Here is a 14,675-nt window from a genome sequence, read left to right as displayed (position 1 = left end):
TCAGTTGCGGGAAAGCCTTGAATAAGCAGAAGGCTTTCGCTTTTCGTGTTACGCCGGTAAAGGCATTAATTGAAGTATGCGTCTACCTCTTTTTCAGCCTCATCACGGGTTTTGCCGTACTCCTGCTGAATTTTTCCCACTAGTTCTTCACGGCGGCCGTCTATCACATCTAAGTCGTCGTCGGTAAGTTTCCCCCACTTCTGTTGAACCTTACCTTTCATTTCTTTCCAATTACCTTCAATACGATCACTGTTCATAACTTGCGCTCCTTACTTAAACAATTGGTTGAGAAAACTGACGAAAAAAATTGCCAGTTGTACAAGTGAGAGCAAAACGTATTCCATGATATAGGTTGCTGATAATAATGGATATTATATAAAGCGTAGATATTGAGGCAGCATTTTTCATGCACAATTTACAATCAGTTGCAAACGCTACAAAAAATTGAACAAGGCGTTAAGCTAAGGTTTTGGCGAAGGCTTCACTATCCTGCCTTTTCTCTATTTTGTGTTGATCTTCGCTACAACCTTTTTTCCAGTAGCTACTGATATACAGTCTTTCGTGAGCCACTTTTTTTTCACTCCCAAGCCATGTACGTATCGCCCGCATATCGGAGAATTCACACGCAACCCAAACGGTAGGATCACCTTCTAACCAATCTAGCTGTGAAAGGCGGTAGGGCAAAGACTTCTCATGCTCCCATATCACTCTAACCCCATCGGGCCTTTCCAGCGAAACCGCATCTTGCTTATCTTCAATTTTAATTACTGCATAACCTTTGGCACGAGAGGGAAGTGCCGCAAGGTGATTTCTAATAGTGGGAAGAGCAGTCATATCGCCTGCTAGGAGTACCCAGCTGTAATGTTCATTTAAGCCTTTGCTCGAACCTGGACCTGCTAATGTAATAACGTCACCAGGTTTAGTACTTGTAGCCCAAGCGGAAGCTGGCCCTGTTTTTCCGTTATCTGAATGAATAACCATATCCAAAACCATTTCAGGTTTATCTGCATCAAAGTGAGCAACCGTGTAAGTACGCATTGCCACTTGGCCCATATCTGTAGGTTTGGTAAGCGGGTTTCCGTCTTTATCAAACATAAGCTTTACGTAAGCACCAGCGGTCATAGCAGGGAAAGTACGGAGGTCTTCACCACTTAGAAAGACGCGCTGCATAGTAGGGGTTATACGAACAGAGTGCGTCACAACAGCCTGGCGAGTTTGGGGTTTAGACATTAGCTTCTCCTTAGAAATCTAAAGAAATACTACATGATAATAGTTATCATTTGCATCTGTTAGAATGAAACAACTTAGTTTTTTTAATCCTATTTTTTAGATTAAAGGCAGGCTCTGAAAAACAGTGGTTACCATTGTGGGAAAGTATACAGAAGCGTCGTTTTAGACGTGGGCTGATGTGGGAAAAAGCAGGCAAAAGAAAAGGGGCTAAAAAGCCCCTTAAAAAACCACAACATAACTTGGAAAACACATTTACACACCATAAAGACGAACACTCAACGACTTCATGTATTAGTAAGATAACCAAATTTCAAAAAGGTTCCGCCTTTTTAAAAATAAAAGGTAAAAAATTAAATACCTTTTAAAGGCGCAAGGAAAACCAATTATTACTATTTATACAGGTTGATATTAGGTTTATCGTTGCCTTCGTCTAACTTTGCCCATTTGATTTGCGCAGCGCTAAAAAGACAACACATGCAGTAGTTGCAATTAATGCCGACGCCACAGCAAAAGGCAATGCGATATTTAATTGATAGAGAAGTGCAGCGACAGGAGGCCCTATCACATAGCCCATGGCGGTGGTGGCCGTAATCAACCCCGTTATTGATGCCTGCTGGGATGGTGTACAATAGGTGGTAGCGGCAGCTGCTAATGAAGGGTACGCCATGCCCATGCCTAAACCCATCAATATCATTGCGATATAAAGCACAAATATTGAATGTTGAATAAAGAGTAATAAGTACGCTAACCCGAGAAGCGGAAGTGCTAATGAGATCATTGTTTCTTTACTCATGCGCCCTTTTTGTACCCACCCAAATTGCGCAGTGAGCGAAGCAGCGGCGCTTATCATCATCGCGAAACCTACCTGTCTAGCAGCTTCAACTGGGGTGTAATGATAAAAGTCGATAAAAAAGAAGCCTAAAGATTGCTGCATCATTGCCATAGCGCAAAATACACATACGCATGCGGTAACAAAAATATAAGGCATTTTAGTAGATGGTTGCGTATTCTGGCCTGGATGTGAAGGGGTATGATGCTGTAATGACGGCGCCAACACTGGAAGTTTAAAAAACACCAATGCCAGTGCTAAAAGTGTCAACACAACAATGCTGTACAAGGGCACGAGTAAACCAAATCCTACTAAAAGGCCCGCGTATGCGGGCCCAACAATTTGCCCGACATTACTTGCTGAGGTTACTTTGCTAATTGCGCTCACCCTAGCTTGCGGCGAACTTATAGCTACAGCATAACCCACGGCCGAGGGAGGCGTTGCAGACATAATTGTAGATTGTAAACTGCGACTTATTAGAAGCGCCAGAAACAAATTGGTGCCGCTAATGAAACCCGAAAATCCCGCCATCCATGCGCTTGCAAAGGCCAATGTTCCTATACTATAGCCGGTAAGTCCCACCATAAGAATACGCTTAAACCCGGCCCGCTTTGCTACCTTACTCCAAACATTGGTACCAAATGCGAAAATAAGCGCCGAACTAGACATGATTGTTGCTATGTGAAATTCAGACAGGTTTGCCTCGCGGCCCATAGAGGGGAGCGTGGTCAGCATAACGCTTTGGCCCACAGACGTAGCAAGCAGTGCACAAAAAAGAACTTTAAAAACAACAGTAGATGCAGAAGGCGATATCACGCGGGTAGCTCGTTATATAAGCGGCAAAAGTCTAAGTGATGTTACCATAGTTGAGTGTAAAAAAATGCCCGCCAAAGGCGGGCCAAAATCAGAGGTATGTAAAGGCCGGGATGGGCCTTAGAGGGGAGAGGGAAGTCGTCGGTTGACGACTCACTAGCAACATCGACGACATTACCAGTGTCCTCACAATGGTCTCGCTGAAGCAACACACACGTACATTCAACGGAGCCAAATTGGGTCAACAGTCCCTTGCTGCACAAGACATCACTGTCAGTGCTTACGATGTAGGTACTCAGCGCTTGCTTGCATTCCTTATGAAACAAGAGCCGTGCGTCCTGCGAGTTTATTTAGGTTATCTATTACCTAACCTCACCATCGAATAGCAGTTCAACGAATCTCCTACAGTCGTCCCTTAATGCCAAATACTGTCTCGTCCATTTGTCCTTGGCGACCACTCCATTTACTTCCTATGTCGTCACCTTCAGTATTTATCATCTACGCGGCTTGGCCTCTCCGTCGCTAAAGCTATCCTAGCTACAAACTGCGCGCTGCACTTATTCGTTAGTCTAATATATGCGTAATCTGTGCCAAGTGAGTATTTTTCAAATGCTTTGTTTTAAGTTATTGAAATTAAGGCTTTAAAATATTTTGTTTGTGTTCTGAACGTTAAGTGAAACTTCCTGGCGTCATCAGGCCTGTATTTTTTTCCTAGTTCTGTGTAGTGATTATCAAACAGATGACAAGAGAGAAGAACAGGCAGAGGATAATGCAATATCGAAGCTCGATAACGTTAATGCGGCGCATAAAAGTTAGCTATCTGTGATAAGGTGGCAATGTAATAAATACAGGTTAAGACCAAATGAGAAAGCTCGCACTGCTGACATGCCTTTACGCTTTTTTTGCGCACCCGAATGCCACTGGTAAATGGCATTATGGGGAAGAAAATATTATGGGAACGAACATTGAGGTCCAAGTGTGGGCAGAGGAGCGTGACAAAGGCACAGCGGCGATTGAGATTGTTTTTGAGCAAATGAACGCTGTAAATCAGCTGATGAGTCCCTATTTAGCGTCAAGCCAACTTTATGCCATTAACACCCATGCGGCAACCAGACCGGTAGTGGTTGATGAAGCACTATTTAACGTCATTGAAAACGCCGTTGCATTCAGTGAATTAAGTGAGGGGGCCTTCGATATAACGTTTGCGAGTGTTGGGTTCATGTATGACTACAGAGCACGCGCAAAACCATCACAAGAAAGTATAGACGGTGCGCTAGACGCAATTAATTACCGTCACATTGTCTTAGACAGCACGTCGCGTTCTATCAGCTTCCTTCACCCTGATGTCAAAATTGATTTAGGTGGTATTGCTAAAGGGTATGCGGTGGATGCCGCTATTGAAGCGCTGGCTAAGATGGGCATCAAGCACGCCCTTGTCACGGCCGGAGGCGATACGCGATTATTAGGTGATAGACGAGGTCGCCCATGGATTGTAGGGATACGAGACCCGAGAAATGAAGATCGCCAGGCGGTTACATTACCTTTGGAAAACATCGCGATATCAACGTCAGGTGACTACGAGCGTTTTTTTGAAGAGGACGGTGAGCGCTATCATCATATCTTGTCGCCAAAGACGGGTAAGTCGGCTTATGAAGTACAGTCGGTCTCTATTATAGGCCCCTCCAGCCTCACGAATGATGCATTGTCTACCACCGTATTTGTTATGGGCGTGAAAGCGGGGATCTCACTGATTAACACATTGCCTGATTATGAAGCTATCGTATTAGACAACACGCGAAGATTGCATTACTCAAACGGGCTAACCCAATAGCAAATCGTTGAAAAAGCACACGCTAGCTGTGCTTTTTCTCGTTTTTTTAATCGATGTTATATTGTGCCGCTTACTATCGGTTCAAACGCGGTTAAGCTATCCATAAGGGCAGAACTGCCTAGGCCATGCCCCGGAAATAGTTGAGCAAACTGCCCTTGCTCGCCATGTAACGCCAAGTAATTTAGTATGACGGTCTCAACGAGCAAGTTCACGTTATTTGCCGCAGGCGTAGACGCAGTTTCTACCGAACCATCGTTGCGCATGTACCCCAATTGTTGATGCTGTGCCTTTGTATCAGCATTGGCGCCCAATAACTGAGGAGCGCCATTTGGATTATATACAAGGAAAAAAGAGGCGGACGTCGATGAATTATCGCCAGTCCACACTCCTTTTCCACGTCCATTTTCTGAATCGTCAATCATGCCGTTGCTGAATACCGAGCCATCGCTACAAACATACATCATTAATGGTGTACCTAAGCGTGCTGCATATTCTAAACATGCGCCCATGCATCGTCCTGCTCGTCTATCACGCACTTCGCCAGTAGCTCTGCTTCCATCGTGATAATCATAACCACCCATGGTTATCGTTCCTGCACCCGCGAAACCATTCATTACCAGTTTCATCACCGATGCGGTTTTTCTAAATTCGCTGTCGCCATTAAATTCATCCTGACTGAAAATACCCGATTCACCCACGATAACTGGATCTAATTCTGGGCTTAGAGTAGTCGGGTCGCCGAAGCGATCAGTTATGTCTGCGCTTTTAACATAGCCACAGCGGACCATGTCTTTAATGACGTCGTCAGCGGTAATCTGGGTATTGACCTTGTTAAGCTTCATATCGCTAATGCGCTGAATAGACTCCATCACTGCAACCGAATCTTCCTGACTGAGCAAGCCAACGAGATCGCCAGTATCAACAAGCCCTGTTACGTCTGAGGGTCTATCTATTTTTGTGGGACGCACAGCCGCATCAATCATTGCTGCCGGAGCCATAGAATTTCCCCCTGAATCGCTATTGCGAGAGCCAATGAGGGTTAGTAATGAGCCGTCTGCTCCAGCTCTGTTTATGCCATACATTGGATTATGGGGATTGTTGCCTGTGTCATTTTCAGAACGTGCAGGGATAACAGCACCATTGATATTAGCCCGGTTAGTTACGCTAACCTTGTCTAGAATTCCATGTAGAAAGGCACTGTCACTGTGAAATGCCAAGCCCAACTCTGAGTTAACAAAATCGGAAAGCCCCGTGTCTGGATTGGCTATTGAAGGTACCATATCTCCGGGCAAACCTTGCCGGCTGTAACCAGCCGTGCTCAAAAAGTCTAGCTGCCCGCCGCGACCACCAACAAGTACGTTTGAGCCGGCTATATTTGCACCGCCTGCAAGGTCAAAAGTGATAAAGGGAATTTTACCCGCCCCCTGAGACGCAATTCCACAGCTGGCTTTTAGTGCTTCTAAATCGGGAGATAGCGTAGCATGGGCTTTGTGGGGGGGGGCAAACAAGCTTAATACCGAGCCACCCATTACGGTGGCTGCACCAGTGCAAAAGCCTTGTGCGATAAATTCTCGCCTGGTCATAGGCTTGCTATGATCGAGGTGATAAAGCGGTGCATCAGGGCTGGCAGCTTGCTTAGGACGTTTTTTAAAAAAATGTGACGTTAGTTTGGCCATGGCTTCTGTCCTATTGTATCAACATAGTGGCGCTACCTAGCACGGCGGCACAACTCGCTTTCACTACGGTTCTTGTATATTGGGCGTTGCAATTGCTACCCGTACCACATGAAGTAAGTCGGTCGACAAGTTGGTTTATTTCACCGCGTACCAGCATGCTGTCTGCTTGGGTCTCAATATTGCTTTGCAACATAGTGCTTATGATAGGGTCGAGCATGTTATTTCGAGCTTCCCCGCTAAATGCAGTATTGGCTGGTTGATTGAAGTCAAAATCGGGGAAATAGGCATTTCTCAAGCTATCTGTTTCAACCAAAGTATCGCAATAGCGAATAGCTAACTGTGTGACAGCCATTTGATTGGAAGCCAAAAAGCTTGTTATATCGGTTACCGATGGCAGCTGCTGTTTAAGTTGAACAAACGTATTATGAACCGACGGTGTATTCATTGGTACCGTTGTTAACACTGACATAGACGCATTGATTTCAGAAAAATGTTTTGTACCAATGTCTGGCTGAGGCGTAAGATCTGATTGCTCTGCAGGTGCAGGAGGGGTCGCTGCCACTCTAACATTTCGATTGTTGCCGAGTACTTCAAAAGTTAGAAAGAACTCATCCAACTCTGGCCCTTTTTCTAACGGAATAATTGTGCCTTGGCGAGAGAGTGCGGTACCCGATATAGGACTGTAGCTGTCAGCGCTAATACGAGTATCTAAGGTAGAGAACACCTGGCCAGCAAACGACTCTCTACCGTTTATGCCAATTCGCATTCCTTGTACAGAGATATCAGGGATGGTTGGGCTACTATCAAGAGAGATGAAAAACGGTTCAGCAAAAAGGTAGCTAAATGAATCAAATTGGCTTACCTCAAAGACAATATAGCTGTCAGGTACGTCAATCAAATCGCTTACGCCAAATAAAAGATAATATTGTTGACCGACCCCCGCGTCGAAGTTTTTAATTATTTCATCGTCAGACAAGGTACGGTTGTGAATGGCCACCATTCTAATGGTGCCAGCCCACTCGCTCTCACCTGACACTTCGCTCCCAAGCACGAATGCGAAACTGTCGTCCCAATCGAGTAGGTTGCCGCCTTCTATCGGGTCAACATCACCCGTGTATTCACCGTTAACGTAAATGCGACGGCGATTATTAGCATCATAGTTAACCACCACATGCTGTAGTGCGGCTTGTAGCACTTCTGCAGCATCTTCAGTTGAAAGCGCAGGCTCACCATTGATGTCAGTGTTCGCAGAGCGCAACAACATGTCGTAATTATAAAGTGTCTGTCCCAAAGTAAAGTTGCGTCTGTCTCGTCCGCCTGAATAGCTCACAATTCGAGCAGGTCCCTCTTGTGTCACATTGGCAGGGGCCACCCAGGCTTCAATGGCAAACTCGCCGCTACCCAAGATAAGGTCGTAAAGTTTTTTACTGTTTGATGTACTCCCTTGGGCTTTACCACCATTCAACTGGATGCCGTAGCCGCCAACCCAGTTATAGGTTCCAGATAAGGTGAGGTCTAGGGCAGGGTCTATACCTGATGTATCAAAAGCCGTGTTACCTGAACCCGTTTTAAACTCCCATTTGGCTATGGTATTTTGCTCATATCTACCCCCTCCACTCGCCAGCGTACCTTCGAATAATGACAGGGCGTTAGAGCTGATTAAATTTGGGTCTAACTCGGTAAGTTCAATCCCGTCAGCCAGGCTCTCAATTGCCTCTTGTAACGTTGTTCCATCCGACTCGCAATCGCTCCAGCAATTATGGAATTCGTCACGAAGACGAACGACAAAACGAGAATTAGCCGGCGCGTCTAGGTTAATTCTGTCTTTTGCTGCTTCATACGCTTCATTGATATCACTTGAAGAGAAATACGGTGAGATAGGAATAGTGGCACTATTTGTGTGGCAACTAGCACAGTAGGTTTGCAATAGTGGATAGACGGTAGACTCAAAAAGCGCAGGGCTTTCGGGAAAGTTTTTCGTCGCGCCTGGTATGTTGATAGGAGGCGCTTGCAATTCAATCTCTGTCGCCTGGTTCAGCTGCTCTGATGAACTTGCCCATTCAGTTATCCATGCGGTCATTATATCTGCACAAGCGGTGCCGCTAGTAAGCCAGCAGTTGTGTCCACCAGCAACTTTGCTAACGAGTCTAGACTCACTGGGCTGACTTAGTTCAACTAAGTTACCGGTATCGGCATAAGCAAGGTTAATATCGTCATTACGAGCAAATGTTGGAGACTGCGCTCCTTGCGTATGGCAAGCACCACAGCGCTCTACAGTCGCTATATTATCCCATAATGCTTGCTTGAAATTAGCAACATCGTCAGTGCTTGGTGCGGGGCCTGTGTAATTCACTACGGGCTGTTCAGTGGGGGGCGGAAGCGGATTCGGCTCTACAACTGTGTCGCTGCCTCCACACGCAAAAAGGGCAATGATGAAGCTGATAATAGTTAGGCAGCGAAACGCTGACGCGCGCGTTATATTTTGGGGCATGTTATTCTCCCTTACAATAATTTGCAGCGTCTGCAAACACTGACTTCATCTTATACCCCGACGCAGCAAAGCCGGCTTGCATGCTCGATATTTGCTCGCGATCTGCATTGTTTTGTGGTGCGCGAAGACATACCTCTTTGAATACTTTGGTGACTTGGCAATGCGCAAACTGCTGACTATTTGCTAATTCTTGCCCCATTGATTTAGCGCCTTGACCAGAACCTGGCAGCGCAGAAGACCATCCAAGGTTAAAGTTCACTCCTTCTCGCCAATAATTATCCCAACTATCATCCTCGGTGACGAAGCCATGTACAAAGTTATTGCCGTTTATTAAATATTTCTCCTGAACGCGCGTGCCCGTGACAGGGTCGACAGCGTCGCTATCGTTATATTCAATTGCACCCCGCTCACCCTCAGGATCGCTGTCCACATCATAGCGATAATTGTAGTAAGCAAATGCTTGTGCAAGGGGGTCCATTCCAGAGTGACAGCTTACACAGTTATTGTGGAATAACCGGCTATCTCCGCCTGGGCTTCTACTTACGTCTTGTCTTATTCTGTCAGGTGGTCTGCTGATGTCTGCAACCCCTTCAAGGTCAGTACACATATGATTCATCAAAGTGAAGCGAAACATCGCTCGGTTAGTCCCATCTTTAAAAAACGCTTTAGCCGCAGCGCGCGTGGTCATAATACCCGCAGTCGCTTCACTAGGGAGGTTTGTCACTGCAGATTGCGTGGTTCGAATCAGATTTGCTTTCAGGTCGACTACCGCATCTTCCATAGCAAGGTAGTGATTGTTGTTGTTAGTACTATAAGCTGGAAGCGAAAGCTCGCTATCGCCAACGTAAAGAATATCTGCACTTAATACCTCTCTGAAATCGACGTCATCCCTTATCATACCGATCACAGTTGCAATGTAGTCATTGAGTGGTACAAACTTATCGAATGCCTCGTTGGTCCAAGGGGCCACCCATGTTTTTAGCGTAGCGTTGTAGAACGCGGGGTGCTCCATAGCGATATACGCGGCTTCATTAATATCACCTTGCTCTATTAATAACTGCATTTCTGCCAATGCGTCAGACGAAGGCGGAACGCCCGCCAGTCTCTCATGCATGCGCATGGCTTGTTCACGTGCACCACAATACGCATTAGTTGCAAAAACCACTGAGAGGGATAATAGTGTGAGAGCGTTTATCGACAACTTGAGCGCATGTCGATACCCACGGTGCTTTACTCTTTGCGAACGAGTTGCTTCGTGCACTTTGTACTGTCCTAATTTCCACAATTACTTGCCATGAAACCAATCAGAAGCAAACATGTAAAGAGTCAAATCATAAGTAACGTTTAAATTCTAATAACTAACGTTTTCGCTTGTACCAGTTATAACAACGCCAAGTTACTGCGATAAATTCTGTAAAAGTTCAATATTTACAGTTAGTTGGGCAATAAAATGCTTTCTGTATTTTTAGGCGAAACGTGTAATTTTCGCGTGAAATGGTATGGAAAAATATCCGCTTTTATACTTTTACCGCTTGAGTCATTTCTCAGTCAATGGAATGATAGAAAAACATTTGCCGATGTCAGTGGTAAGTAAATAGCCACTTAGTGAATACCTTGTAATTAAAGCCGCAGCATAGCTTATCGCCGTTTAATAATAAGTATTGGTTGTCACCTCACTGATATAAATGTTGTAGGAAAGATGTCTTCAGTTAGAGGTTCAGGGACCATGAAACGTTTAATAGGTCATAAAAATAAGATTTATTTGGCGCTGCGTAGCGCGAGTATGTTGATTGCATTGACCTTGTTTGCAGGCTGTGGTGAATCTGTTGTTTCTCAAAGTAATGAAGAGCCAGATCCTGTTGTTGTCGATATCCCCATCGCATTTATCAAACGAGCACTCCCTGTTGACGATGATGGGAACCGAGTTCAAACAGATCTTCGCAGACCCTCTCAATTTATTCCAGGCGCAGCGCTTTTCATAAAAAAGCGAGCCGCTGTTAGTAGTGAAGAAATTAATATCACTGATCGTGTGTTTTTAGCATCTGATTCAGACACGCAAGACCCAACAGATTTTGCATCGCTGCAGTACGATGTGAAAGATTTAGAAGTCTCCTACGATGGCACGCGGTTACTTTTTGCTATGCGCGCACCGGAAATTGAAAATGCTGATGATGACGAGCAGCCGACGTGGAATATTTGGGAGTACGACTTGCCAAGCGACACACTGCGTCGAATTATTGCATCAGATATTGTTGCTGAAGCGGGAGAAGACATCAGCCCAGTATACTTACCAGACGGCCGCATTGTTTTTAGCTCAACGCGTCAGCGTACCAACCAAGCAATTTTGATTGATGAAGGAAAAGCCCAATATTCAGGCTTAGAAGAAAGTCTTCGCGTACCTGCTTCAGTGCTTCACGTTATGAACCCTAATGGTACAGACATAACCCAAATTTCATTTAATCAAAGTCATGACCTTGACCCGCTGGTACTTCCAAACGGCAAAGTATTATTCACTCGATGGGATCAGGCAGTAGGCGACAAGGGCATGCACCTTTATCAAATGAATCCTGACGGTAGCCAGTTAGAAATCATGTATGGCCGTCACAGTCATGATTTTGATGGGAGTAATCAACATTTCATAAAAAGCCGAACAACGCCGGATGAGCAGGTTATCGTAGCTGTAAGCGAGTACCAGCGCACCCGCCTAGGTGGAAACTTCTATCGATTAAATATAAACGATTTTATTGACAACGAGGCACCCGTAGCGGCGAATGATAGTGCCACTGGGCCAGGACAAATACCGGCGCTCTTTAACACTATTGATACCCAGTCTCCACTCTCTCCTGGGGGGTATGTGTCATCTTTATACCCGTTATTCGATGGCAGTGGAAGGCAGCTTTTTACTTGGAGCCAATGCAGAGTTTATGCACCAGCAAGCGCTGATGACAATCCTGAAGAACGGAAGATCCTTCCCTGTTCGCAAGCGCTACTTGCAGAAGAGGGTATCGAAGCCGCCCCTGAATTATATGGGTTATGGATGTACGACCCCGCTAGCAATACACAGCAGGTAATAGCGCCGCCTCAGGAAGGCTTTGCCTATACTGAAGTCGTGTCTATGGAGCAACGCATCTTTCCCCAAGACTATGTGCAAGATGAAAATTACAGTAACGAACTTGCAGAACAAGGTTTAGGTAGGATCCATATTAGAAGTATCTACGATGTCTCGGGTGAAGATATCACGCCCATGGGGATTGAAGTGATGGCAAATCCAGCGCTAACGTCGCCACAGCAGAGACCCATTCGTTTTGTGCGAGTTGTTAAAAGTGTATCGATACCGGACGACGACATAATTGACGTTGAGAGAAGCGACTTTGGGCCATCCCGTAACCTACTCATGCGTGAAATGATAGGATACGCAATGGTTGAGCCAGACGGCTCTGTTATGCTGGACTTGCCCGCAAACGTGCCTCTGTCGTTAAGCTTTTTAAATGAAGCAGGCATGCGCGTCACGCCTCGTCATAACAACTGGATCCAACTAGTACCTGGTGAAATAAAAACGTGTAATGGTTGTCATACAAGAGATAGCAGGTTACCCCACGGCAGATTAGATGCTGAATACCCGTCGATTAACAGCGGCGCGCCGAGTACCGGCGGTCCCCACCCTGGTGCAAACCCTTCATTATTCGCCGATTTAGGGGAAACAATGGCGCAAACAAGAGCGCGTATCGCTGGGAGTGCTTATCCTAGCGCTGACATCATATTTGAAGATGTCTGGACCAATCCGGCGTCAGATGAAGTGGCTGAGTCTTTTTCTTATGCCTATGGCGATATGATGACCACCATCCCTATTTCGCAGAGTTGTGCACAAACGTGGACCAACTTATGTCGAATCGTAGTGAACTACCCTGACCACATACAACCACTATTCGAGCTTTCTCGCCAAACGCGTGATGAACAAGGAATGTTAGTGAGCGATCACACTTGTGTAAGTTGCCACTCATCAAGCGATACTGATGGATTAACACGTGTCCCCGCGGCTCAGCTGGACTTGACCAACCAACCGTCATTAGATAATGCTGATCAACTCATGGGCTTTCGCGAATTGCTTTTTAATGACGTGGAGGTGGAGGTTGTAGAAGGGGTTTTACTTGATAAATTAGTTCAAGCGATTGACGGTAATGGCAACCCCATTTTTGAAACGGATGACGAGGGTGAACTCATTTTGGATACAGAAGGCAACCCAATTCCAGTGTTAACGACCATCAGAGTAAGAGCAACTGCACGTGCTGGAAGCGCTGCGGCCAGTTCCGCTTTCTTTTCTCCATTTACCACTGGCTCACATCAAGGTTGGTTAAGCAAAGCCGAATTACGTCTCATTGCCGAATGGTTAGACGTTGGTGCACAGTACTACAACAATCCTTTCGATACGCCTCAGGACTAAGAAATGAATAAAGTTTCGTTGTTTATTGGTTTTGTCTTGCTGATGCTAGGTGTGAGCTGTTTTGATGAAGCTCGCGCTGCCGACGAGTTGAACGTTAAAGTGGTTGAGCAATATGTAGATATGCATACAGGTCCTGCTTCGGAATTTCCCGTATTCCACGTGATTAAAAAGGGCGAGATCGTATCGGTTTTAAAGTCACACACAGGTTGGTACAAAATACGTACTGCCGATGAGAAGCTTGGGTGGATTGCCAAAAGTGCGATGGCTGCAACGCTTGGCATAGACGACCGCCAGCTCCAATTACCCGAGCGCAACTTCTCAAGTTATACCGACCGCACGTGGGAATTTGGTGTACATGGGGGGCAGCTAGAAAACGTCAGCCTCATGACAGTCAGCGCAGCTTGGGTGCTTACCGAGAATATTGCTGTAGAGATCAGCGCCGGACAAGCATTAGGTGACTTTTCAGATAACAAGTTATGGCTGGTCAGGCTACAACATTATACGTTTCCCGAATGGCAATTGTCGCCATACTTTACGCTGGGCGCAGGGCAAATCCGGACGGAGCCTAGTGCAACATTGGTGCAAAGTGGGGCGGAAGCAAGAACCAATGACCTACTAGAAGTGGGGGCCGGTGCGAGGTATTACCTAACCAAAAACTTCGTGTTTAGGGCTGAATATAAGCGATTGACGGCGTTAACTGAACGCGATGAATTAGAGGAGTTGAATCAATGGACGTTAGGTCTTTCTGTGTTCTTTTAAGTGGTGTAGGTGCGCTTTTAGTCAGTGCGTATACAAATGCACAGCAAACCCCTGTGATCGAACCAGATTTGGATCGCCGCGAGATACGAGAAGCCGACATCGATAGCGAAAATATGGAAATAGGCCTCTTTGCGGGTCAAGTGAGCATTGAAGACTTTTCATCCTCTGCGATAGTAGGCGTAACGCTTGGTTACCATATTACTGAGAATATCTTCGCGGAAGCGAGCTATGCCCAAGCAGATGCGGGAGAAACCAGCTTTGAAATACTGTCAGGTGGCGCACCATTTCTAACCGATGATGAGCGTGAATACCGTTATTACGACTTATCTGTTGGATACAACGCAAATGGAGAACTGTTTATCACTGATAACACGGTTTTCAACACCGATTTGTATTTCACGATAGGTGGAGGCAACACAGATTTTGGCGGAGATAGTCAGTTTACCGTCAGTGTGGGTGCTGGCTATCGTGTGTTATTTACCGACTTTTTTGCCCTTCGTCTGGATGTGCGAGATCGCATTTTCAACAGCGAGTTGATAGGCGAAGAAAAAAATACCCACAACATTCAGTACACCCTTGGTGCTACGTTCTTTTTTTGAGTAATG

11 protein-coding genes are annotated in these 14,675 nt (G+C 45.8%); 5 read left to right on the top strand and 6 right to left on the bottom strand.

Annotation, left to right across the window (positions count from 1 at the left end; genetic code table 11):
- Nucleotides 1–65 precede the first annotated feature (65 nt).
- The 3 genes from BK026_RS13605 to BK026_RS13590 all read right to left on the bottom strand — a co-directional run bounded on the left by BK026_RS13605 (nt 66) and on the right by BK026_RS13590 (nt 2,875).
- Nucleotides 66–257: a CsbD family protein gene (locus BK026_RS13605; RefSeq protein ID WP_071816347.1), complete on the bottom strand. Its 192-nt coding sequence runs from the start codon at nt 255–257 to the stop codon at nt 66–68.
- A 199-nt stretch (nt 258–456) separates the two neighbouring features.
- Nucleotides 457–1,230 (bottom strand): siderophore-interacting protein, encoded by a 774-nt coding sequence (locus BK026_RS13600; protein ID WP_071816345.1) that lies wholly within the window; start codon nt 1,228–1,230, stop codon nt 457–459.
- Nucleotides 1,231–1,660: 430 nt separating this feature from the next.
- On the bottom strand, nt 1,661–2,875 hold the full coding sequence (locus BK026_RS13590; protein ID WP_071816341.1) for an MFS transporter: 1,215 nt from the start codon (nt 2,873–2,875) through the stop codon (nt 1,661–1,663).
- A 233-nt stretch (nt 2,876–3,108) separates the two neighbouring features.
- Here BK026_RS13590 and BK026_RS19695 point away from each other — a divergent pair, with 233 nt between their 5' ends.
- Complete coding sequence (locus BK026_RS19695; protein WP_177247917.1) at nt 3,109–3,258, top strand: hypothetical protein; 150 nt, start codon at nt 3,109–3,111, stop codon at nt 3,256–3,258.
- Nucleotides 3,259–3,734: 476 nt separating this feature from the next.
- Nucleotides 3,735–4,703 carry an FAD:protein FMN transferase gene (locus BK026_RS13585; protein WP_071816340.1) on the top strand — a complete coding sequence of 323 codons (969 nt, stop codon included), beginning with the start codon at nt 3,735–3,737 and terminating at the stop codon, nt 4,701–4,703.
- Nucleotides 4,704–4,759: 56 nt separating this feature from the next.
- Here BK026_RS13585 and BK026_RS13580 read toward each other — a convergent pair whose 3' ends face one another.
- Genes BK026_RS13580 through BK026_RS13570 form a run of 3 tightly spaced genes read right to left on the bottom strand, consistent with a single transcriptional unit; the run spans nt 4,760 to nt 10,131 of the window.
- On the bottom strand, nt 4,760–6,379 hold the full coding sequence (locus BK026_RS13580; RefSeq protein ID WP_071816338.1) for a general secretion pathway protein GspF: 1,620 nt from the start codon (nt 6,377–6,379) through the stop codon (nt 4,760–4,762).
- Nucleotides 6,380–6,389: 10 nt separating this feature from the next.
- On the bottom strand, nt 6,390–8,870 hold the full coding sequence (locus BK026_RS13575; RefSeq protein WP_071816336.1) for a LamG domain-containing protein: 2,481 nt from the start codon (nt 8,868–8,870) through the stop codon (nt 6,390–6,392).
- A 1-nt stretch (nt 8,871) separates the two neighbouring features.
- Nucleotides 8,872–10,131 carry a hypothetical protein gene (locus BK026_RS13570; protein WP_371264977.1) on the bottom strand — a complete coding sequence of 420 codons (1,260 nt, stop codon included), beginning with the start codon at nt 10,129–10,131 and terminating at the stop codon, nt 8,872–8,874.
- A 465-nt stretch (nt 10,132–10,596) separates the two neighbouring features.
- Here BK026_RS13570 and BK026_RS13565 point away from each other — a divergent pair, with 465 nt between their 5' ends.
- Genes BK026_RS13565 through BK026_RS13555 form a run of 3 tightly spaced genes read left to right on the top strand, consistent with a single transcriptional unit; the run spans nt 10,597 to nt 14,669 of the window.
- A complete protein-coding gene (locus BK026_RS13565) occupies nt 10,597–13,311 on the top strand; it encodes a hypothetical protein (protein ID WP_256253811.1) in 2,715 nt (904 codons plus the stop codon).
- Between the two features lie 3 nt (nt 13,312–13,314).
- A complete protein-coding gene (locus BK026_RS13560) occupies nt 13,315–14,070 on the top strand; it encodes an SH3 domain-containing protein (protein ID WP_071816334.1) in 756 nt (251 codons plus the stop codon).
- Entirely contained in the window at nt 14,040–14,669 is a 630-nt protein-coding gene (locus tag BK026_RS13555; protein WP_071816332.1) for an outer membrane beta-barrel domain-containing protein, read from the top strand. The genes BK026_RS13560 and BK026_RS13555 overlap by 31 nt, the downstream gene beginning before the upstream one ends.
- Nucleotides 14,670–14,675: the final 6 nt, after the last annotated feature.

Source organism: Alteromonas sp. V450, assembly GCF_001885075.1.
Taxonomy (GTDB): Bacteria; Pseudomonadota; Gammaproteobacteria; order Enterobacterales; family Alteromonadaceae; genus Alteromonas.
Note: the sequence above shows the minus strand (reverse complement) of the source record. Positions and strands in the feature narration are given on the sequence as shown.

Coding starts and splice junctions, on each gene's coding strand:
- BK026_RS13605 (WP_071816347.1), bottom strand. CDS start 257: ATGAACAGTGATCGTATTGAAGGTAATTGGAAAGAAATGAAAGGTAAG.
- BK026_RS13600 (WP_071816345.1), bottom strand. CDS start 1,230: ATGTCTAAACCCCAAACTCGCCAGGCTGTTGTGACGCACTCTGTTCGT.
- BK026_RS13585 (WP_071816340.1), top strand. CDS start 3,735: ATGAGAAAGCTCGCACTGCTGACATGCCTTTACGCTTTTTTTGCGCAC.
- BK026_RS13580 (WP_071816338.1), bottom strand. CDS start 6,379: ATGGCCAAACTAACGTCACATTTTTTTAAAAAACGTCCTAAGCAAGCT.
- BK026_RS13575 (WP_071816336.1), bottom strand. CDS start 8,870: ATGCCCCAAAATATAACGCGCGCGTCAGCGTTTCGCTGCCTAACTATT.
- BK026_RS13565 (WP_256253811.1), top strand. CDS start 10,597: ATGAAACGTTTAATAGGTCATAAAAATAAGATTTATTTGGCGCTGCGT.
- BK026_RS13560 (WP_071816334.1), top strand. CDS start 13,315: ATGAATAAAGTTTCGTTGTTTATTGGTTTTGTCTTGCTGATGCTAGGT.
- BK026_RS13555 (WP_071816332.1), top strand. CDS start 14,040: ATGGACGTTAGGTCTTTCTGTGTTCTTTTAAGTGGTGTAGGTGCGCTT.